A 20,419-nucleotide genomic window follows, 5' to 3' on the forward strand; every position below is an offset into this window, starting at 1 on the left:
CTGCGGGTGGGTCGCGCGGTGGCCGGTGCCGCTGCGGGCTGCGCCGCGCTCGGGTTCGCCGGGGCGGGGGTCGTCGCGACGTACTTCACGCGCCGGGTGCTGACCCCCGACCGCCGCCGACCGGACGACGTGGTGGTGCACGACGTCGACCTCGCGGTCGACCCGCAGACCGTCACCCTCGGCCGCACCGACGAGACCGCCGAACCCGGCCGCTACGGGCTGTGGCTGCCCGGCGGCGGCCACGCCCGCGTCGGCGAGGTGCTGCGCCGCGACGACGACCTCGTGGTGCGCGAGCTGCTCGGGGTCGACGCGGGCGAGCTGCGGGCCGGCCCGGCGCGCTGGAACCAGTACCACTTCGCCGGGACGCCTCGCAGCGCGCTCGGGCTCGACTTCGACGACGTCGAGGTGCCCGCCGAGCTGGGCGGGCTGCCGGCCTGGCTGGTGCCGGGAGCCGTCGGTGCCGGGGGCGCGACGTCCGGCGACTGGGCGGTGCTCGTGCACGGCCGCGGCGCGACCCGCGAGGAGTGCCTGCGCACCCTGCCGCTGCTGCACCGCCGCGGTGTCACCGCCCTGGTGCCGGCCTACCGCAACGACCCCGACGCGCCCGCCGACCCCGCCGGCCGGTACGGGCTGGGCGACAGCGAGTGGCGCGACGTCGAGGACGCCGTCCGCTGGGCCGTGCAGCACGGCGCCGAGCGGGTGCTGCTCATGGGGTGGTCGATGGGTGGCGCGATCGTGCTGCAGGCCGCCACCCGGTCGACCGCCGCGCGGGTCGTCGTCGGCGTCGTGCTCGACGCGCCGGTGGTCGACTGGCACGCCGTGCTCGACCACCAGTCGGCCGCGCACCACGTGCCGCCGCGGGTCGCCCGCATCGGGCACGTGCTCATGCGGCACCGGCTCGGACGACGGCTGGTCGGCCTCGAGCAGCCGCTCGACCTGCGCCGCCTCGACTGGGTGACCCGGGCCGCCGAGCTCGAGCTGCCGGTGCTCATCGTGCACAGCGACGCCGACGAGTACGTGCCGAACGGCCCGTCGCTGGCGCTCGCGGCGGCCCGGCCGGACGTCGTCCGGGCCGAGCCGTGGCAGCAGGGCCGGCACACGAAGGAGTGGAACACCGACCCCGCGCGGTGGGAAGCCGTCGTCGGCGGGTTCGTCGACGAGGTGCTCAGCCGACCGGCGGGATGACCTCGGGCAGCTCGTCGGCGGGCACCGGGCGGCCCAGCAGGTAGCCCTGCGCGAGCTGGCAGCCGAGCTCGCGCAGCGCCAGGTGCTGCTCGGGGGTCTCGACGCCCTCGGCGACGCTGACCAGGCCGAGCGAGTGGGCCAGCTGCAGGCAGCCGGCGACGATCGCCCGGTCGCCGGCGTCGCCGGTGAGGCCCGCGACGAAGGTCTGGTCGATCTTCAGCTCGTGCACCGGGAACCGGCGCAGGTAGGTGAGGCTGGCGTAGCCGGTGCCGAAGTCGTCGACCGCGATGCGGGTGCCCAGGTCGCGCAGCTGACCGAGCGAGGTGGCCGCCGTCTCGGGGTCGAGCATGAGCGCGGTCTCGGTGATCTCCAGCACCAGCTGCGCGGCCGGCACGCCGTGGCGGGCGAGCGACCGGGCGACGAGCGCCGGCAGCTGCGGGTCGACGAGCTGCCGCGCGGAGACGTTGACGCTCATCTGCAGCCGTCGGCCGGCTGCGTTCCAGGCCGCGGTCTGGGCCACCGCCGCGTCGAGCACCCAGGCGCCCAGGTCGCGGATCAGGCCCGACGACTCGGCGAGCTCGATGAAGTGCCCGGGTGCGAGCAGCCCGCGCTCGGGGTGCTGCCAGCGCACCAGCGCCTCGACGCCGGTGATCACCCCGTCACCGACCCGCACGCGCGGCTGGTGGTGCAGGCGCAGCTGGCCGTCGGCGATGGCGTGCCGCAGCTGCTCCACCAGCTGCAGCCGGCTCTCCGTCGGGTCGACGGCAGCCGGGTCGTGCACCCGCCACCCGCCCTGCCCGGTGCCCTTGACCTCGTACATCGCCGCGTCGGCCCGGTGCAGCAGGGCCTCGGTCAGTCGCTCCGGGGCGTCCAGGTCGGCGGCCGTCGCGTCGCAGCAGCGGGCCACGCCGATGCTGGCGGTGACGACGACCTCGACGCCGCGCACCACCGTGGGGGTGGCGAGCGCGCGCAGCAGGCGGTCGCAGAGGGCGTCGACGGCGGCGGGGTCGCCGAGCGACAGCACGACGACGAACTCGTCACCGGCGAAGCGCGCCACGGCGGCCTCGCTGCGCACCCCCTCGACCAGTCGCTGCGCGACCGTCGTGAGCAGCTCGTCGCCGCCGGTGTGCCCGACGCTGTCGTTGACCTGCTTGAAGCCGTCGAGGTCGATGAACAGCACGACCGTGCAGGACGACGCGCTCGACGCCAGCTGCGAGCGCAGCGCCGTCTCCAGGCCCCGCCGGTTCAGCAGCCCGGTGACCGGGTCGTGGTGCGCCAGGTGCTGCAGGTCGGCCTCGGCCGCGGCGCGGCGGGCGTCGGAGGCCTCGGCGAGCCGCGTGGCCTCCAGCAGGTCCTCCTCGTAGCGCCGGCGCTCGGCGGCACCGAACAGCGCGACGAGCACCTCGCCGTCTCGGCCGTCCTCGCCGGCGGCCCGCGACGCGGTCAGGAACGCCGCCCGCCGTCCGCCGTCCGCGCCGACGACCTGCACCGACACCTCGCTGACGCGTCCGGCGGCCTCGAGCTTCGGCAGGCAGTGCGTGCTCCACAGGATGCGGTCGCCGACCGGCAGCAGGCGCGCGAACTCGCTGCCGACGACGGCCTCGCGCGACAGGCCGCTCCACCGGGTGAACGTGTCGTTCGCCTCGAGCACGGTGCCGGCCCGGCCGTCGAGCACCAGCTGCGGGCACGGGGACTGCTCCCACCAGGCGGCCGGGGCGCTGGGGCCGGCGTGCGCCGTCGCGGTCACGCGGTGCCGCGCAGGTCGTCGAGGTGTTCGCGGACGGCGGCAGCGACCTCGGCCGGCGAGCTGACGTGCGGGCAGTGCCCGGTGGCCTCCAGCTGCCGCAGCGTGGCGTTCGGCAGCGTCGCCGCGACCATGCGCCCGACCGGCTCCGGCGCGAGGGCGTCGTGCCGGCACTGCAGGACCAGTGCGGGCACCCGCACCCCCGGCAGCACCGCGCGGGCGTCTGACAGGAAGATCGCGCGGGCGAAGGTGCGTGCCGCGTCGGGGTGGGTGCCGAGGAAGCTCTCGGTGAGCTCGACGCCGAGCTCGGGCTGGTCCGCGCCCATGACGACCGGTGCCATGGCCGCCGACCAGGCGTAGTAGTTGCTGTCGAGCGAGGCGAGCAGCTCGTGCACGTCGTCGAGCGAGAAGCCGCCGGTGTAGCCGGTGGGCGGGTCGTCGACGTACCGCGGTGAGGGGGCCACCAGCACCAGCGACGAGAAGCGTTCGGGCTCGGTGGCCGCCGCCAGCACGCCGACCATCGCGCTCACCGAGTGGCCCACGTAGGTCACGTCGTGCAGGTCGAGCGCGGCGCAGACGTCGAGCACGTCGTCGGCGTACCCGGTGAGCGACGCGTGCCGCTCCTGGTCGAAGTCGGCCAGGTCGGTGCGGCCGGACCCGAGGTGGTCGAAGCAGATCACCCGGTGATCGACGACCTGGGGGAGCAGACGGTCCCAGGCGCCCTGCCCGGCCCCGAAGCCGTGCGCCATCAGCATCACCGGGCCGCGCGGATCGCCGTGCTCGGTCACGTGGTGCCGGCTGAGGACGTCGGCCGGGTGCCCGTCGCGCTCGCGGCGCGCAGGGGGCTCGGGACGGTACAGGCCGTCGTCCGCCGTCGCCGAGGGGCGCGGCGGCGCGGTGGGAGAGGGCACGGACGGTCCCTTCGCGGGCGGTCGGGCCGGCCGCTGCTGGACCCACCCCGGACTCCCCCCATCGGCAGTCGCGGGGCGGTCCTTGAACGCGACCCGACGACCTGGCTAGCGGGTCCAGCGACCGAGCAGGACGTCGCCGGCCAGCGCCAGGTGCGCCAGCCGCATCGGCCGCACCACCGACCGGCCGCCGGCGATGCGCGGACCGTCGCCGCCGACGAGGTCGGGCGCCAGGGTGAGGCAGAGCTCGTCGAGCACCCCCGCCTCGACGGCCGCGGTGAACAGCCCCGGACCGCCCTCGAGCGAGATGCGCCGCAGGCCGCGGGCGGCCAGCTGCTCGACCGCGTCGGCGACGTCGACCTCGCCGTCGCCGTGCTCGTCGCCGGTGACCAGCACGGCGTCGGCGCCCAGCCGCTCGCGCAGCGCCGCGACCGGGTCCGCGTCGGCCCGGCCGTGCGTCACGACGACCAGCCCGCCGGCGTCGACCGGTCCCGGCTCGAGCAGCGCCTCCGGCAGGTCGAGCGACCCGCTCACGACCGCGATCGTGGGCGCGGGAGCCAGGCCGAGTCGCTCGCGCAGCCCGTGCCAGGCCGACGGCGTCTCGGCCCGCCGGTACCCCTCGGCCCGTGCGGTGGCGCTGCCCACGAGCACGACGTCGCACTCTGCGCGCAGCAGCTCGAACACCCGCCGGTCGGCGTCACCACCGAGCGCGCCCGAGACGCCCTCCGGGCCGGTGGCCGAGCCGTCGAGGCTGGTGACGAAGCTGGCGCGCACCACCGCCCGCTCGGCCGTGGGCGGGTAGTCGTAGAGGGTGGCGAGGGCGTCGTCATCGAGCGCGTCGAGGTCCAGGACGGTCTGCACGGGCCGCAGTCTGCCCTGCACCGGCGACCGGCACCTGCTGGCGCGGCCCGCCGGCCCCCGTACCGTGTCGCGGGTGAGCGATGCGGCGCCGGCGCTGACCGGACGCGACCCGCGGGTGCCGCCCGAGCGGCTCGTCGCCGAGCTGGTGCCGCCGCCGCGCTTCGACACCGTGCGCTTCGCCACCTACCGGCCCGACCCGGCCCAGCCGTCGCAGGCCGCGGCGGTCGAGCGGCTCGAGGCGTTCGCGGCGTCCGTCGGTCGCCCGGCGCGGCGCAGGCTGCTCGGCCGGCGCCGCCCGCAGACGGCTGGCGGCGTGTACCTCGACGGCGGGTTCGGCGTCGGCAAGACCCACCTGCTGGCCTCGACCTGGTTCGCCGCACCGGGACGGCGCGCGTACGGCACGTTCGTCGCCTTCACCAACCTGGTCGGCGCCCTCGGCTTCCAGCCGACCGTCGACGCCCTGGGTGACTGCTCCCTCGTGTGCATCGACGAGTTCGAGCTCGACGACCCCGGCGACACGGTGCTGATGTCGACGCTGCTCGCGCGACTGGCCGAGCGCGGCGTGGCGCTCGCCGCGACGTCGAACACGCTGCCCGGCGCGCTGGGTGAGGGACGCTTCGCCGCCGACGACTTCCTGCGCGAGATCCAGCGGCTCGCCGAGCGGTTCGACGTCGTGCGGGTCGACGGCGACGACTACCGGCACCGCGGCCTGCCCGCACCACCCGAGCCGGTGGCGGTCGAGAGCGCACGCGCCTGGGCCGCCGAGCGGCCCGGCGCCACGCTCGACGACCTCGACGCGCTGTGCGACCACCTGGCGGCGGTGCACCCCAGCCGGTACGGCGCGATGGTCGACGGCGTCACCGGCGTCGCCCTCACCGGCCTGCACCCCGTGGCCGACCAGAACGTCGCGCTGCGCCTGGTGGTGCTCGCCGACCGGCTCTACGACCTCGACGTGCCGCTGGTCGTCAGCGGCGACCGCCTCGACCGGCTGTTCCCCGACGAGCTGCTGCAGGGCGGGTATCGCAAGAAGTACCTGCGCTCGCTGTCGCGCCTGACGGCGCTGGCTCGCGAGGCGGCACCCGCGTCGTAGGCCGGTCGCACCGGTTGTCCACAGGCCGGCGTGAGTCGTTTGCGGACCGTCACCGGCGGACGCCAGGCTGCCTGCCATGACGCAATGGTCACCTCACGTGCAGTCCCCGCCGCACCTCGACGAACCGCCGCAGCCACCGCTGCTGCGCGGTCCGGTGCACGACGAGTGCTGGTCGTGCGGGCACGCGGGCGCCGTGCCGGTGCGCGCGCACCGGCTCACCAGCCTGGTGATGGTCTGGGTGTGGTCGCGCCGCAAGGCCCTGCTGTGCACCGACTGCGCCCGGGCCGAGCTGCTCGACGCGCAGACCCACACGCTGCTGCTCGGCTGGTGGGGCTTCCCGTCCGTGCTCCTCGTGCCGGTCGTGCTGCTGTGCAACTGGAACCGCCTGATGGCCGTGCGGGAGCTGCCGCCGCCCGGCCCCCGCGACCCGTTCGTGGTCACCGCGCACCCGGCGCCCCGTGGCGGTCAGCCGCTGCACCGGCGACCGCTCGTCTGGCTGCTGCCCCTGGGCGTGCTCGCGCTCGTGGCGTACGCCGCCGTCGTCCCCTGAGCCCGTCAGGCGGGTTCGGTGAGGGTCAGTCCTCGTCCTCGTCCGCGTCGTCCCACGTGCTGATCACGTCGGGGGCGACGTCGCCCAGCCGCTCTCGCCAGAACGCGTCGAGGGCGACCTGCACCGCGGTCGGGCTCGCGCCGGCGAGCTGCACGAGGACCACCTCGCGGTCCTCGTGATGCGCCCCAGCCACGCCGGGCAGTGCCGCCAGCATCGGCACGGATGCCGTGACCGCGTCCTCGAACAGGTGGGCCACGACGTCGCCGTACCCGATGCTCAGCTCGGTCGCGACCTCCTCGTCCGGGTCCTCGACCAGTGCGAGGGCGTACACGCCGCCCTCGGCCTCGAAGGTCTCGCGCAGCTCGTCGTCGGTCAGCTCGTCGGTCAGCACACCGTCATGGCGCGGGCCGTCCGCAGGTCGCCGGGCCGGAAGTGGCCGGGAGGCGTCCGATCGGGTGAGGTCAACGGGCGGTGAGCACCGCCACCGCGTAACCGGGCAGGCGCACCCCGTCTGCGGTGACGTCAGTGCTGCTGCTGTCCCAGGCGAGCAGCAGCTCGTCGACGCCCGGCACCGGCACGGTCTGCGGCTCGGGCGACAGGTTGCAGGCCACCGCCAGGTCGTGGTTGCGCAGCACCAGCCACGGCGGCTGGTCGTCGCCCGCGTGCCGCACCGACACCGCGGTCAGGTCGCCGTCGAACGCCTCGGGGCGGTCGCGGCGCAGCGCGATCAGGTCGCGGTACCAGCGCAGCGTCCGCGCGTGGCCGGACTGCGCCGGCTCGGACCAGTCGAGCACCGAGCGGTCGCGGGTGGCGTGGTCCTGCGGGTCGGGTACGTCGTCGGCCGACCAGCCGTGCGAGCCGAACTCGTTGCGGCGGCCCTCGCTGACCGCCCGGCCGAGCTCGGCGTCCGGGAAGTCGGTGAAGTACTGCCACGGGGTCGAGGCGCCCCACTCCTCGCCCATGAACACCATCGGCGTGTACGCCGAGAGCAGGTACAGCGCGGCGCCGATCGCCTGCTGGCCCGGGGTCAGGAGTGCGCTGATCCGCTCGCCGACCGCCCGGTTGCCCACCTGGTCGTGGGTCTGCAGGTAGCCGAGGAAGGCGTGCCCGCTGTGGGTGGCGGGGTCGACGGGCGCGCCCCAGTCGGCGCCGCGGAACGTCGACCAGCCGCCGTCGTGCCGGAACACCGTCGTGAGGGTCTTGGCCAGCACCGGCAGCGACCCGAAGTCGTCGTAGTAGCCCTGGCGCTCACCGGTGAGGGTGGCGTGCAGCGCGTGGTGCAGGTCGTCGCTCCACTGCGCGCTCATGCCGCGGCCGCCGGCGGAGGTGGGCTCGACCATGACCGGGTCGTTCAGGTCGCTCTCGGCGATGAGCGTGAGCGGCCGGTGGAGCGCGTCCGACAGCGCGGCCGTCTCGTCGCTCAGCTGGGCGAGCAGGTGCACGGGGGAGTCGTCGCGCAGCTCGTGCACCGCGTCGAGCCGCAGCGCGTCGACGTGGAAGTCGCGGAACCAGCGCAGCGCGTTGTCGACGATCCAGCGGCGCACCACCGAGCTGCCGGTGTCGTCGAGGTTCACGGCCTGGCCCCACGGCGTGTGGTGCTTCTCCGTGAAGTACGGACCGAACCGCGACAGGTAGTTGCCGGCCGGCCCGAGGTGGTTGTAGACGACGTCGAGGCAGACGCCGAGGCCCAGCCCGTGCGCCGCGTCGACGAACCGCTGCAGCGCCTCGGGGCCGCCGTACGGGTCGTGCACCGCGTAGGGGTGCACCCCGTCGTAGCCCCAGCCCCACCGGCCGGGGAACGCGGCGAGCGGCATCAGCTCGACGACGTCGACGCCGAGCTCGACCAGGTGCGGCAGCCGCTCGATCGCGGCGTCGAGGGTGCCCTCCGGCGTGAAGGTGCCGACGTGCAGCTCGTGGACGACGCCGCCGAGCGCACCGCGGCCGGCGCGCGGGCCGCGCCACCCGGCGTCCCCCCAGGTGTGCCGGCTCGGGTCGAACACCCGGCTCGCGCCGTCGACGCCGTGCGGCTGCCACGCGGAGCGCGGGTCGGGGGTGGGGTCGCTGCCGTCGACGACGAACGCGTAGTCGTCGCCGTGCTCGGGCTGCGGCTCGTCGCACCGCCACCAACCGCCCTCGGTGCGGTGCATCGGCAGGCGGCGGGGGCCGGCCTGCTCGGTGAGCTCGAGGTCGACGTGTTCGGCATCGGGGGCCCAGACGGCGTAGCAGTGCACGGGAGCAACCTCATCAGGCGGGGCGGTCGTTGTCGCGCCGGGGGGCATGAGGCAGGTCACACCCACCCCGACGGGCGTGCGGGCGGGCGCGGCGGTCGGGCCGCCGCGCCCGTCCTGCGCGGGTCAGGCGCGCACGAGGAGGGCGACCGGCAGGTCACCGAGCAGCGCGTGCAGCGGCACCTGGCCGCCGTCGACCTCGCGGCCGGTCAGCTCGTCGCGCCAGCGGCCCTCCGGCAGCGACACCGTGTGCTCCCGCCAGCCGCCGTACGACGCCAGCGACACCGCGAGCCGGGTGACCACCGCGACCACCTCGACCCGGTCGCCCGCACCGCGGCCGACGGCGACGGCGTTGCCGGTCGTCGTGGCGACGGGCGTGTACGCCGCCTCATCGCCCACGAACCAGTCCGGGTGGTCGCGGCGCAGCCGCAGCGCCCGCGAGGTGACGAGAAGCTTCTCGTCGTGCACGTCGCCCGGGGCCTCGCCGGCGTCGAGCGCCGCGAGCCGGCGCCGGCGCTCGGCGTAGTCGACCGGACGACGGTTGTCGGGGTCGACGAGCGACAGGTCGACGAGCTCGGTGCCCTGGTAGACGTCGGGCACGCCGGGCAGCACCAGCTGCAGCAGCTTCTGCCCCAGCAGACCGGCACGAGCGGGGGCCGCGGTCTGCTCGACCCACTCCTCGATGCGGGCGGTCACCGCGTCGTCGCCGAGCACGCCGTCGACGAACCCGTGCACCGCCGCCTCGTAGGCCTCGTCGGGCGAGGTCCACGTGGTGTGCGTCTTCGCCTCGCGGATCGCCTTCTCCGCGTAGTCGTGCAGCCGCTCGGCGGTGATCGGCCAGGTGCCCACGAGCGTCTGCCACAGCAGGTACTCGGTGCCCGGGTCGAGCAGCACGCCGCGGTGCGCCGACGCCGCCTCGCGCGCCTCGCGGAGCCAGCCGGCCCACTCGGTGGGCAGCTCGGACAGCACGGCCAGCCGCGCCCGCACGTCCTCCGAGCGCTTCGTGTCGTGCGTCGAGAGGGTGGTCATCGTGGTGGGCCACGTCTTCTGCAGGCGCCCGGCGAAGGCGTGCAGCTCCTCGGTGGCCACGCCGACGCGGCCGGGGTCGCCACCGACCTCGTTCAGCCCGGTGAGCCGGAACCAGCGGTAGAAGGCGGTGTCCTCGATGCCCTTGGCCATGACCGGACCGCAGGTCTGCTGGAACCGGACGACCAGCTCGTCGCGCGCGTGCGCCGCCGTCGGCCGGCCCGCCGCGCTCGAGCCGTCCGAGGGCTCCGACGCCGAGCCGGGGCCGCGCCCGAGCACCAGGTCGCGGACGACGTCGAGCGTGTCGTGCTCGTGCTCGGGCAGGTGCGCTCGCGCGCGGTCGGCCGCGGCGTCGAGCACCTCGACCGACCCCTGCGGCGCCGGCTCGCCCGGCACCACGTAGGCGCGGTACCGGTCCATCGCGACCAGCAGCTCGGTGACGGCGTCCTGCAGCGCCCGCTGGGTGTGGTCGCGCAGGTGCACGTCGGACCGGCAGATCTCGACGAGCAGGTCGACGAGGCGGTGCACCTCGGCGTACTGCCCCTGCGCGACGACCTCGCGCTCGGCCTGCTCGACGACCGTGTCGATGCCGTCGCCGTCGCCGGTCAGCTCGGTGAGCAGCGCCTGCAGCGGGCCGCCGCCGGCGGGGTCGACGAACTGGCCGCCGATCCGCCAGAGGGTGTCGTAGCCGGTGGTGCCGGCGCAGCGCCAGTCGGCGGGCAGCTGCTCGTGCCCCTCGAGGATCTTCTCGACGACGACCCACGAGCCGTTCGTGGCGTCGGCCAGCCGGTCGAGGTAGCCGCGCGGGTCGGCGAGCCCGTCGGGGTGGTCGATGCGCAGGCCGTCGAGCGAGCCGTCGGCGACGAGGTCGAGCAGCAGCCGGTGCGTCGCCTCGAAGACCTCGGGGTCCTCGACGCGCACCGCGGCCAGGGTGTCGACGTCGAAGAAGCGCCGGTAGTTCAGCTCCTCGTCGGCGACCCGCCAGTGCGCCAGCCGGTACCACTGGCGGTCGACGAGCTCGGCCATCGGCAGGTCCTCGGTGCCGGGCCGCAGCGGGAACTCGTGGTCGTAGTAGCGCAGCACCAGCTCGTCGCCGTCGACGCCGCCGTCGCGCGCCAGCGACAGCTCACCCGCGTCGAGCACCTGGCCGATGCGGCTGCCGAGCACCGGCATGAGGATCGCGTGGTCGGTGACGGACCAGTCGACGTCGAACCAGCGGGCGTACGGCGACAGCGGCCCGTCGCGCAGCACCGACCAGAGCTGGCGGTTCAGCGACGCGGGGGTCGGCACCGCCATGTGGTTCGGCACGACGTCGACGACGGCGCCGAGACCGGCACCGTGCAGCGCGTCGACCAGCCGGCGGAAGGCGGGCTCGCCACCGGCCTCGGGGTGCAGGCGGCTGTGGTCGACCACGTCGTACCCGTGCGCCGACCCGGGGGCCGGCTGCAGCACGGGGGAGAGGTAGGCGTGCGAGACCCCGAGGTCGCGCAGGTAGCCGGCCTGCTCGGCGGCGTCGTCGAAGCCGAACTCGGCCCGCACCTGCAGCCGGTAGGTGCCCGTGGGCACCGGTCGGCCGTCGGCGGGGCGGTGCGGGGTGCTCACTCGGCGTCCTTCGCGCACTGCAGCACGACGACGCTGCGAGCCTGCACCTCGTGGGTGGCCAGCGGCTTCAGCTCGCCCTGCGGCTCGAGGCCGTCGGAGGTGTCGAGGACGATCTGCCACGTCTGCCCGTACTGGACGTCGGGCAGCTGGAACTCGAGCGTCTCGTGGTGGCCGTTGAAGAGCACCAGGAAGGAGTCGTCGGTGGTGGGCGCACCGCGGCGGTCGGGCTCGGGGATCGCCGAGCCGTTGCAGAACACCGCCAGCGAGCGGGCGTAGCCGTTGGTCCAGTCCTCGGCGCTCATGTGCTCACCGGCCGGCGTGAACCAGGCGATGTCGCCCAGCTCGCTCTCGCCGCCGTGGTCGGCCGAGCCGGCGAAGAACCGGCGACGGCGGAACACCGGGTGCTCCTTGCGCAGCGCCACCAGTCGCTGGGTGAACGCGAGCAGCATCTGCTGGTCGTCGTCGAGGTCCCAGTCGACCCAGGCGATCTCGTTGTCCTGGCAGTAGACGTTGTTGTTGCCGCCCTGGGTGCGCCCGAGCTCGTCGCCGTGGGCGATCATCGGCACGCCCTGCGACAGCAGCAGGGTGGTCAGCAGGTTGCGCTGCTGCCGCAGCCGCAGCGCGTTGATCTCGGTGTCGTCGGTCTCGCCCTCGACGCCGCAGTTCCACGAGCGGTTGTGGCTCTCGCCGTCGTTGTTGCCCTCGCCGTTGGCGTCGTTGTGCTTGTCGTTGTACGACACCAGGTCGCGCAGGGTGAAGCCGTCGTGGGCGACCACGAAGTTGATCGAGGCGATGGGCTTGCGGCCGGAGTGCTCGTAGAGGTCGCTCGAGCCGGTGATGCGCGACGCGAACTCGCCGAGGGTGGCGCTGTCGCCGCGCCAGAAGTCGCGCACGGTGTCGCGGTACTTGCCGTTCCACTCCGTCCACAGCGGGGGGAAGTTGCCCACCTGGTACCCGCCGTCGCCGACGTCCCACGGCTCGGCGATGAGCTTCACCTGGCTGACGATCGGGTCCTGCTGCACCAGGTCGAAGAACGCCGACAGGCGGTCGACCTCGTGGAACTGGCGGGCCAGCGACGAGGCGAGGTCGAAGCGGAACCCGTCGACGTGCATCTCGGTGACCCAGTAGCGCAGCGAGTCCATGATCAGCTGCAGCACGTGCGGGTGCCGCATGAGCAGGCTGTTGCCGGTGCCCGTGGTGTCGTAGTAGTGCGCCTCGTCGCCGTCGACCAGCCGGTAGTACGCGCGGTTGTCGATGCCGCGGAAGGCGATGGTCGGGCCCATCTGGTTGCCCTCGGCGGTGTGGTTGTAGACGACGTCGAGGATGACCTCGATGTCGGCTTCGTGCAGCGCCTTGACCATGCCCTTGAACTCGGCGACCTGCTGGCCGCGGGTGCCGTACGCCGCGTAGGCGTTGTGCGGCGCGAGGAACCCGATGGTGTTGTAGCCCCAGTAGTTCGACAGGCCGTTGGCCAGCAGGTGCGGGTCCTGCACGAACTGGTGCACCGGCATGAGCTCGATGGCCGTCACGCCGAGCGAGGTGAGGTGCTCGATGATCGCCGGGTGCGCGATGCCGGCGTACGTGCCCCGGATCTCCTCGGGCACGTCGGGGTGCCGCTCGGTGAGGCCCTTGACGTGCGCCTCGTAGATGACGCTCTCGTGGTACTCGCGGGCCGGCGGACGGTCCTGGCCCCAGTCGAAGAACGGGTTCACGACGACCGACAGCATCGTGTGGCCGAGGCTGTCGTCGGTGTTGGCCGGGCCCTTGCCGGGTGCGTCGCCGCCGTCGGCGAAGCGGTAGGAGAAGAGCGACTCGTCGCCGTCGATCTGCCCGTCGATCGCCTTGGCGTACGGGTCGAGCAGCAGCTTGGCGGGGTTGCAGCGCAGGCCGTTGGCCGGGTCGTAGGGGCCGTGCACGCGGTAGCCGTAGCGGGTGCCGGGCTGCAGGCCCGGGATGAACGCGTGCCACACGAAGCCGTCGACCTCGGGCAGGTCGAGCCGCTGCTCGGTGCCGTCGTCGTCGATCAGGCACAGCTCGATGCGCTCCGCGGCCTCGGAGAAGATCGCGAAGTTCACGCCGGTGCCGTCGTAGGTGGCGCCGAGCGGGTAGGGCGTGCCTGGCCAGATCTGCAAGAGGAGCTCTTCCGTCGTGGGTCGTGAGACGTCGGGTGACGCGGTGCAGGGGTGACGGCGTCGTCACGTGCCCACCCGGAGGCGGCACCCAGTGATTGTGGCGCACATCGGGCAGGGCCGCGTCCGTTCGTCCACAGGCCCGGGGGCCGTGGCGACCGTGACCGCGCGGCCCGCTACCTCGTGTCGGCTGGGTGGGGAGGGCCGGTGCCCGTACCGTGGCGGGGTGAGCGCCGGGACGACGAGCCGGCCGGGCGTCCTCCCTCGCCTGGTCGCGCTGCGGCGATCCCGACGGCTGCTCTCGCTGTGGGCGCTGCTGCGGGAGACGGTCAGCATCTGCCTGCGCTACCGGGTGACCGGGCTGGCGTCCGAGGCGGGCTTCTTCGCCCTGCTGTCGCTGCCGCCGCTGCTGCTCGGGCTGGTCGCGGGCGTCGGCTACGTGGGCCAGGCGATCGGCCAGGACACCGTCGTGCAGGTGCAGACCGCCATCCACGACTACGCCACGAACGTCTTCCGGCAGGCGTCGGTGGTCGACACCATCACCCAGAGCATCAGCGCGGTGCTGAACCGCGGCCGCTTCGACGTCATCTCGATCGCGTTCGTGCTGTCGCTGTGGTCGGGCTCGCGGGTGCTCAACGTCTTCCTCGACACCATCTCGATCATGTACGGCCAGGGCGGCATCCGAGGCATCGTGCGCGCACGGGCCCTGTCGTTCGGGCTCTACACCGCGGCGGTGCTGGTCGGTGCGGTGATGCTGCCGCTGGTGCTGCTCGGCCCGAACCTGCTCGGGCAGATCCTGCCGCGGCGCGTCGACTGGCTGGTGGGCCTGTACTGGCCGATCGCGGCGCTGCTCGTGCTGGCCAGCCTGGGCACGCTCTACCACGTGGCCACGCCGCGCCGCAGCGCCTGGCGCCGCGAGCTGCCTGGTGCCGCCCTGGCCTTCGTGATCTGGGTCGGGGCGTCGGTCGTGCTGCGCTTCGTGATCGCGCAGTCGGTGGGCGGCACGTCGATCTACGGCCCGCTGGCCGCCTCGATCATCGTGCTGATCTGGCTGTACTTCCTCGCCCTCGCGGTGCTCATCGGCGCCGCGTTCAACGCCGCGATCCGCGAGCTGCACCCCCGGCCGGGCGACCCGCGCCCGACCGAGCGGCGCCGGCGGCGAACCGACAGCGGGCCGCTGCCGGTCACGCCGCTGCGCGAGCAGAGCGCCGCGCTGCCCGGCAGCCGCGACGACTGACCCCCGGGTCGCCTCCGCGAAAACCAGGTGACCGGCGTCCGGCGAGGTGGCACGCTGCTCGTGGCTGGCCAGCAGGGCCGCCACGACCGCCGGAGGTGACGAGCCGTGACCCGACCCACCGCCCCGTCCTGCCTCGCGGCCACTGCCGCGGGCACCCAGGCCTCGTCGCGCTGAGCGCACCGCCGCTCGCCGACCGGCCCGCCCGGAAGGCTCCACCGTGCCGTTCGATCCCTCGCTCCACCCTGCCCCCACCACCAGCCCGTTGACCCGTGCCGGCGTCGACGACCGCTGGCGCGCCGCCTTCGACGACGTCGAGACGGTCGACGTCGCCGGCCACGACCGGCTGCTCGCCCGCGTCACCCGCACCGACCGCGGCGCCTGCGACGTGCTCGCCGACGACGGACCTCGCCGCACCACCTGGGGCGCCGACGTCGTCGCGGCCGTCGCCCACGACCCGCTGGCCGTCCCCAGCACGGGCGACTGGGTCGTCGTGCAGCCGTGGCCCGACGGCCACGACACCGTCGAGGCCGTGCTGCCGCGCCGCACCGCCGTCGTCCGCGCCCAGGTCGGCGGCACGTCGTCCGGGCAGGTGCTCGCCGCGAACGTCGACGTCGTCGCCGTCGTCGAGGGCCTGGTGCCCGACCCCGACCTCGGTCGCATCGAGCGGTTCCTCGCCCTCGCGTGGGACAGCGGCGCGATGCCTCGCCTCGTGCTGACCAAGGGCGACCTCGCGCCGGACGGCGAGGCGCTGGCCGCCGACATCGGCGCCGAGGTGGCCGCCGGCTGTCCGGTCGACGTCACGGCCGCCCACGAGGGGGCGGGTCTCGACGCGCTTCGCGAGGTGCTCGCCGGGGGAGCCACCGTGGCGCTGCTCGGTGCCTCCGGCGTGGGCAAGTCGACGCTGCTGAACGGGCTGCTGGGCACGCAGGTGATGGCCACCCAGGAGCTCGGCGCCGTGCACAAGGGGCGGCACACCACGGTCACCCGCGAGCTGCACCTCGCGCCCGGGGGTGGCTGCGTCGTCGACACGCCGGGGCTGCGGTCGGTCGGCCTGCAGGGCCAGGACGGCCTGGCCGAGGTGTTCGCCGACGTCGACGACCTGGCCGCGGGCTGCCGGTTCACCGACTGCTCGCACGACCGCGAGCCGGGCTGCGCGGTGCAGGCGGCCGTGGCCTCGGGCGAGCTGCCCGAGCGGCGCCTCGAGAGCTGGCGCAAGCTGCAGCGCGAGGCGCGGTGGCAGGCCAGCCGGGTCGACGCGCGGCTGCGCCAGGAGCAGCTGCGGCACTGGAAGGCGATCACGAAGAGCAACCGCGCCCGCCCCTCCCGCTGACCCCGTCCGACCACCCCCGGACGGGGTCGGTCGCGGCCGCGCAGGGGGCGGCCGCGACCCGCCGGGGGTACCGGTTCGACTTCCGCGCCGGGCATCGGCTAGTGTTTCGGAGCGCGCCGAGCAGAGCTCGGAGCACGCGGACGTGGCTCAGCTGGTAGAGCATCACCTTGCCAAGGTGAGGGTCGCGGGTTCGAATCCCGTCGTCCGCTCGGAGGCCGCAGACGCCTCACGGTGGAGTGGCCGAGAGGCGAGGCAACGGCCTGCAAAGCCGTGTACACGGGTTCGAATCCCGTCTCCACCTCGGGCGATTGGCGCAGTGGTAGCGCGCTTCCTTGACACGGAAGAGGTCACTGGTTCGAACCCAGTATCGCCCACCAGCACGACCCAGCAGAGCCCCAGCCGCACGCCGGCCGGGGCTCTTCGTGGTTCCGGGCCGGAGCGCGCCGGGTGCCCTACGCTCGCCGCGTGGCGGACGACGGCGTGCACCTGCGGGCGATGAGCGACGACGAGGTGCGCGAGTACGTGCAGCGCATCGAGGTCGAGTACGCCGAGGACATGCACACCAACGGTGGCCTGACCCTCGAGGTCGCTCGCGAGCGCGCCCGCGCCAGCACCGAGGAGCTCGCGCCCGAGGGGCGGTTCGGGCCGGAGCACCGGGTCTGGGTGGCCGAGGACGACGACGGCGAGCGGGTCGGCGTGCTGTGGCTGGCCCGGCGCGAGACGGGTACCGCCGACGAGCACGCCTGGGTGTACGACATCGAGGTCGACGCCGCCCGCCGCGGGCAGGGGTGGGGACGCCGGCTGCTGGCGGCGGCCGAGGCGGAGAGCCGAGCGTGGGGACAGACGTCGTTGCGGCTCAACGTGTTCGGCGGCAACGCGGTGGCCCGACGGCTCTACACCTCGGCGGGGTTCGCCGAGAGCTCGATCACCATGACGAAGGCGCTCGACGGCTGACGTGCCCGGCCCCGACGACGAGCTGGCCTGGTTCGGCGGCCACCTCGCCACCGGCCTGCTCGAGGTGCGCCGCGGACCCGACGCGTTCGCGGGGCTCGACGAGGGCGGCTGGTGGGGGGTCGTCGTCGACTACGAGGGCGCCGTCACGGCCGCGCGCTTCGCCGACGTCCGCCCGGCGCCGCTGCCTCCGCCGTCCGCCGCCTGGCCCGACCTCGCCGGCGCGTGGGAGAGCTCGCTCGACCACGACGCGTACGTCGCCGCCGTCCAGGAGGTGCGGACGCGGATCGGGCGGGGCGAGGTCTACCAGGTGAACGCGTGCCGCGTGCTGACGCACCCGCTGCCCGGGGACGCGGACGTCGTGGCGCTGGCCGCGCGGCTGCAGGCCCGGCACCCCGCGCCGCACCAGGGCCTCGTGCGGCTGCCCGGCGTCGAGGTCGTGTGCGCGTCGCCCGAGCTGTTCCTGCGCCGCGACGGCGACGTGGTGCTGACCGGGCCGATCAAGGGCACCGCCACCAGCGTCGAGGCGCTGCTGCCCAAGGACGTCGACGAGAACGTGATGATCGTCGACCTGGCCCGTCACGACCTGCACGCCGTCTGCGACCCGGGCAGCGTCGAGGTCGTCGACCTGCTGCGACCCGAGCACCACCCGGGCCTGGTGCACCTCGTCTCGCGGGTGCGGGGCCGGTTGCGTGCGGGCACCTCGTGGCGCGGGCTGCTCGAGGCCACGCTGCCGCCGGCGTCGGTGACCGGCGCCCCGAAGTCGACGGCGCTGCAGGCGATCGCCGATCTCGAACCGGTGCCGCGCGGGCCGTACTGCGGGGCGGTCGGGTGGGTCGACGCCGATCGCGGCACGGCCGAGCTGGCGGTCGGCATCCGCTCGTTCTGGACGTCGGGCGCCGGCGCCGGCCGCCGGCTGCACTTCGGCACGGGCGCCGGCATCACCTGGGGCTCGGACCCGGAGGGGGAGTGGGACGAGACCGAGCTGAAGGCGCGACGGCTGGTGTCGCTGGCCTCTGCGACACTGCCGCCGTGACGACGATCGTGACGTGGGTGGACGGCCGGCTCGTGGCTCCGGGCGACGCCGCCGTGCGCGCCGACGACCACGGCGTGACCGTCGGCGACGGCGTGTTCGAGACCCTCAAGGTGGTGCAGGGTCGGCCGTTCGCGCTCACCCGCCACCTGGCCCGGCTCGCCCGCTCCGCGCACGGCCTCGGCATCACCGCACCGGACGACGCGCTCGTGCGGGACGGGATCGACGCCGTGCTGGGCGCCGGCGACCCGTTGCCGTTCGGTCGCCTGCGGATCACGGTCACGAGCGGGCCGGGGCCGCTGGGGTCCGGTCGCGGCGACACCCCGCCGACCGTGGTGGTGCACGCCCAGGAGGCCGCGCTCCCGCAGGCCACCGCGGCGGTGCACGTCGTGCCCTGGCGGCGCAACGAGCGCAGCGCGGTCGCCGGGCTGAAGACCACGTCGTACGCCGAGAACGCGGTGGCGCTCGCGCGCGCGGCCGAGCAGGGCGCCTCCGAGGCGCTGCTGCTGAACACCCGAGACGAGCTGTGCGAGGGCACCGGGTCGAACGTCGTGCTCGTGCACGACGGGGTGGCCCGCACGCCGGGCCTCGACTCGGGCTGCCTCGCCGGCATCACCCGCGAGCTGCTGCTCGAGTGGGCGGCCGAGGAGGGTGCGGACGCCGTGCAGGAGGCGGTGCTGACCGCCGAGGACCTCGCCGCGGCCGACGAGGTGCTCCTGCTGTCGAGCACCCGTGACGTGCAGCCCGTGCACGCCGTCGACGGCCGGGCGCTCGCCGCCCCGGGCCCGGTGGGTCGACGGCTCGCCGACCTGTTCGCCCGCCGCGCCGCCGACCGGCTCGACCCCTGACGGTCGGGGCGTGCGCCGGGCTCAGGCGAGCAGGCGCTCGATCGCGTGGTCGACGTCGAGGTGCAGGTGCTCCTCGCCGGCCGGCACGGCCGCGTAGCTGCTGCTGAGGAAGTGCCGCACGTCGCTCGCCGCGGCGGCCAGCAGGGCACGGCCGTCGGGGGAGCAGAGCTCGATCATGACGCCCGGCTCGTCGAGGCCGGTGACCCCGCCGAGGGAGCCCTCGTCGTCCACGTCGTCGGTGCGGCCGCGGACCGAGCTCAGCGCGACCACGTCGGCGCCGTCCTCGTCGTCGAGCGGGTCGGCGTCCTCGTCGGTGGGCCACACGTGCACGTCGCCCTCGCCGCTCTCGGCCTCCAGGCCGTCGCGCAGCAGGTCGCGACCCAGCACCCAGGAGATCGCCTCGTCGCCCGCCCGGAACGTCGCCTCGACCGCGTACGGGTCGCTGGCCTCGTAGCGCAGCGTCGCGGTCAGCAGCAGCGTGTCGCCGGGGGCGACGAGCCGCAGCGGCACGTCGTGCACGACGGCCTCGGGGTGCTGGTCGAGCATGGTGGTCCTCCTGGCGATGGCACTGCGCCGGTGGGGCGGTCGACGAGAAGGTGCCCGTCCGGTGCGGGGCCTAAACCTCTGCGGCCTCGATCTCCCGGAAGTCGTCCGGTGTGTCCCGGTCTGCCCTCGGGTGCGGGACCCAGGTGTCGACATCAGGGTCGGGTCGGGGTGGATCCGGAGGTGGCCCGGCGGCCCGAGACGTAGCCTGGGGGCATGTCGAGCCAAGGCACCGGAGACGGCAGGACCACCGCCGTCGCCACCGACCCGGCGGACCGCCCGGCGGCCACCGGGCCCGACGGCGAGCCGGACCGCTGGAGGTGGCGGGCGCGGGTCAAGGCGAACCCCGCGACGCGCAAGGTCTACCGCTTCGCCGTCGGCTTCGTCGGTGTCTTCCTCATCCTGCTCGCCGGCGCGACCGGCTGGCTGCCCGGTCCGGGCGGCATCCCGCTCGCGCTGGTCGGGCTCGCCGTGCTGGCCAGCGAGTTCGAGTGGGCGCACCGGCTGCTGGAGTGGGTGAAGGACCGGCTGCGCCGCGGCCGCGACTGGATGCAGGCCAAGCCGGTCTGGTTCCAGCGGCTCAGCGTCGTCGTCACCGTGCTGCTCGTCGTGGGTGCGATCTACCTCTACCTGCTGTCGCTCGGCGTGCCGGGCTGGCTGCCCGACCAGGTGAGCAACGCGCTCGTCCGGGTGCCCGGGCTCGACTGAGCCGAGCGGTGTTCGGCGGCGCGCGCGTCGTCCGGTAGGGTGTGCGTCGCGCTCCTGCGGGGGCGTCGCGGGCGATTAGCTCAGTGGTAGAGCGCCTCGTTCACACCGAGGAAGTCACTGGTTCGAACCCAGTATCGCCCACCGCCTCACGACCCCGGTCTGCTGACCGGGGTCGATCTGTGTCCCGGGCCGGGCGGCCGTAGGGTCGCCGCCATGAGCACCGCCGTCGGCGTCGTCGCCGAGCTGCGCAGCTACCCGGTGAAGTCGATGGACGCCCGCCCGGTGGACGTCGTGTCGGTGGGCACCGGAGGCCTCGAGCACGACCGGGCGTTCGCCGTCCGGGCGGCCGACGGCCGGGTGCTGGGCGCCCTCGACGTGCCGGGTCTGGCCGACGTGCGCGCCGACCCGCCGGTCGCCGGCCGTCCGCCCGCGCTGCTGCTGCCCGG

At 74.7% G+C, this 20,419-nt stretch carries 18 protein-coding genes and 4 tRNA genes; 14 read left to right on the plus strand and 8 right to left on the minus strand.

The annotated features are described in order from the left end of the window. The first annotated feature begins 6 nt into the window (after positions 1-6). The gene (locus tag ACYVI6_RS03645; RefSeq protein WP_460445067.1) at positions 7-1,185 is read left to right on the plus strand and encodes an alpha/beta hydrolase family protein; all 1,179 of its coding nucleotides are present in this window, start codon (positions 7-9) and stop codon (positions 1,183-1,185) included. Here ACYVI6_RS03645 and ACYVI6_RS03650 read toward each other — a convergent pair. The 3 genes from ACYVI6_RS03650 to ACYVI6_RS03660 all read right to left on the minus strand — a co-directional run bounded on the left by ACYVI6_RS03650 (position 1,166) and on the right by ACYVI6_RS03660 (position 4,698). Further along, on the minus strand, positions 1,166-2,932 hold the full coding sequence (locus tag ACYVI6_RS03650; RefSeq protein ID WP_460445068.1) for a putative bifunctional diguanylate cyclase/phosphodiesterase: 1,767 nt from the start codon (positions 2,930-2,932) through the stop codon (positions 1,166-1,168). The two genes, ACYVI6_RS03645 and ACYVI6_RS03650, sit on opposite strands and share 20 nt — an antisense overlap. Continuing rightward, positions 2,929-3,684 (minus strand): alpha/beta fold hydrolase, encoded by a 756-nt coding sequence (locus ACYVI6_RS03655; protein ID WP_460445088.1) that lies wholly within the window; start codon positions 3,682-3,684, stop codon positions 2,929-2,931. Before ACYVI6_RS03655 ends, ACYVI6_RS03650 begins: the two co-directional genes overlap by 4 nt. Positions 3,685-3,945: 261 nt before the next feature. After that, positions 3,946-4,698 (minus strand): dihydrofolate reductase family protein, encoded by a 753-nt coding sequence (locus tag ACYVI6_RS03660; protein WP_460445069.1) that lies wholly within the window; start codon positions 4,696-4,698, stop codon positions 3,946-3,948. Positions 4,699-4,771: 73 nt separating this feature from the next. Between ACYVI6_RS03660 and zapE the strand changes: the two genes are divergently transcribed. Continuing rightward, a complete protein-coding gene (zapE, locus tag ACYVI6_RS03665; RefSeq protein ID WP_460445070.1) occupies positions 4,772-5,788 on the plus strand; it encodes a cell division protein ZapE in 1,017 nt (338 codons plus the stop codon). A gap of 97 nt (positions 5,789-5,885) precedes the next feature. Beyond that, positions 5,886-6,338: a hypothetical protein gene (locus ACYVI6_RS03670; protein WP_460445071.1), complete on the plus strand. Its 453-nt coding sequence runs from the start codon at positions 5,886-5,888 to the stop codon at positions 6,336-6,338. A 25-nt stretch (positions 6,339-6,363) separates the two neighbouring features. Here ACYVI6_RS03670 and ACYVI6_RS03675 read toward each other — a convergent pair whose 3' ends face one another. From ACYVI6_RS03675 to glgX, 4 genes are all read right to left on the minus strand, one after another. After that, a complete protein-coding gene (locus ACYVI6_RS03675) occupies positions 6,364-6,729 on the minus strand; it encodes an RNA-binding protein (protein WP_460445072.1) in 366 nt (121 codons plus the stop codon). Positions 6,730-6,799: 70 nt separating this feature from the next. After that, positions 6,800-8,569 carry a malto-oligosyltrehalose trehalohydrolase gene (gene treZ / locus ACYVI6_RS03680; RefSeq protein ID WP_460445073.1) on the minus strand — a complete coding sequence of 590 codons (1,770 nt, stop codon included), beginning with the start codon at positions 8,567-8,569 and terminating at the stop codon, positions 6,800-6,802. 123 nt (positions 8,570-8,692) lie between these two features. Beyond that, complete coding sequence (gene treY / locus ACYVI6_RS03685) at positions 8,693-11,194, minus strand: malto-oligosyltrehalose synthase (RefSeq protein ID WP_460445074.1); 2,502 nt, start codon at positions 11,192-11,194, stop codon at positions 8,693-8,695. Continuing rightward, positions 11,191-13,326 (minus strand): glycogen debranching protein GlgX, encoded by a 2,136-nt coding sequence (gene glgX / locus ACYVI6_RS03690; RefSeq protein ID WP_460445075.1) that lies wholly within the window; start codon positions 13,324-13,326, stop codon positions 11,191-11,193. The genes treY and glgX overlap by 4 nt, the downstream gene beginning before the upstream one ends. 223 nt (positions 13,327-13,549) lie before the next feature. On the opposite strand from glgX, the gene ACYVI6_RS03695 reads away from it, so the two are divergent. The 8 genes from ACYVI6_RS03695 to ACYVI6_RS03730 all read left to right on the plus strand — a co-directional run bounded on the left by ACYVI6_RS03695 (position 13,550) and on the right by ACYVI6_RS03730 (position 18,722). Continuing rightward, complete coding sequence (locus tag ACYVI6_RS03695) at positions 13,550-14,560, plus strand: YihY/virulence factor BrkB family protein (RefSeq protein ID WP_460445076.1); 1,011 nt, start codon at positions 13,550-13,552, stop codon at positions 14,558-14,560. Positions 14,561-14,777: 217 nt separating this feature from the next. Continuing rightward, positions 14,778-15,890, plus strand: a complete 1,113-nt coding sequence (rsgA, locus tag ACYVI6_RS03700; protein WP_460445077.1) for a ribosome small subunit-dependent GTPase A — start codon at positions 14,778-14,780, stop codon at positions 15,888-15,890. 136 nt (positions 15,891-16,026) lie between these two features. Next, a tRNA-Gly gene (locus tag ACYVI6_RS03705) sits at positions 16,027-16,099 on the plus strand. 21 nt (positions 16,100-16,120) lie between these two features. Then, positions 16,121-16,191 (plus strand) — tRNA-Cys (locus tag ACYVI6_RS03710). Between the two features lies 1 nt (position 16,192). Next, positions 16,193-16,267, plus strand: a tRNA-Val gene (locus ACYVI6_RS03715). A gap of 88 nt (positions 16,268-16,355) precedes the next feature. After that, the gene (locus ACYVI6_RS03720) at positions 16,356-16,844 is read left to right on the plus strand and encodes a GNAT family N-acetyltransferase (RefSeq protein WP_460445078.1); all 489 of its coding nucleotides are present in this window, start codon (positions 16,356-16,358) and stop codon (positions 16,842-16,844) included. Position 16,845: 1 nt separating this feature from the next. Next, the gene (locus ACYVI6_RS03725) at positions 16,846-17,877 is read left to right on the plus strand and encodes a chorismate-binding protein (protein ID WP_460445079.1); all 1,032 of its coding nucleotides are present in this window, start codon (positions 16,846-16,848) and stop codon (positions 17,875-17,877) included. Positions 17,878-17,882: 5 nt separating this feature from the next. Further along, a complete protein-coding gene (locus tag ACYVI6_RS03730; RefSeq protein WP_460445089.1) occupies positions 17,883-18,722 on the plus strand; it encodes an aminotransferase class IV in 840 nt (279 codons plus the stop codon). Positions 18,723-18,743: 21 nt separating this feature from the next. On the opposite strand, the gene ACYVI6_RS03735 is transcribed toward ACYVI6_RS03730, so the two are convergent. Next, positions 18,744-19,268: an SsgA family sporulation/cell division regulator gene (locus tag ACYVI6_RS03735; RefSeq protein WP_460445080.1), complete on the minus strand. Its 525-nt coding sequence runs from the start codon at positions 19,266-19,268 to the stop codon at positions 18,744-18,746. A 213-nt stretch (positions 19,269-19,481) separates the two neighbouring features. On the opposite strand from ACYVI6_RS03735, the gene ACYVI6_RS03740 reads away from it, so the two are divergent. The 3 genes from ACYVI6_RS03740 to ACYVI6_RS03750 form a co-directional block, all read left to right on the plus strand. Next, a complete protein-coding gene (locus tag ACYVI6_RS03740; protein WP_284287245.1) occupies positions 19,482-19,973 on the plus strand; it encodes a PGPGW domain-containing protein in 492 nt (163 codons plus the stop codon). Between the two features lie 69 nt (positions 19,974-20,042). Beyond that, positions 20,043-20,114, plus strand: a tRNA-Val gene (locus tag ACYVI6_RS03745). A 72-nt stretch (positions 20,115-20,186) separates the two neighbouring features. Beyond that, positions 20,187-20,419 (plus strand): MOSC N-terminal beta barrel domain-containing protein (locus ACYVI6_RS03750; RefSeq protein WP_460445081.1); only part of this gene is annotated, 233 nt, incomplete at its 3' end.

The organism is Angustibacter aerolatus, assembly GCF_054776675.1.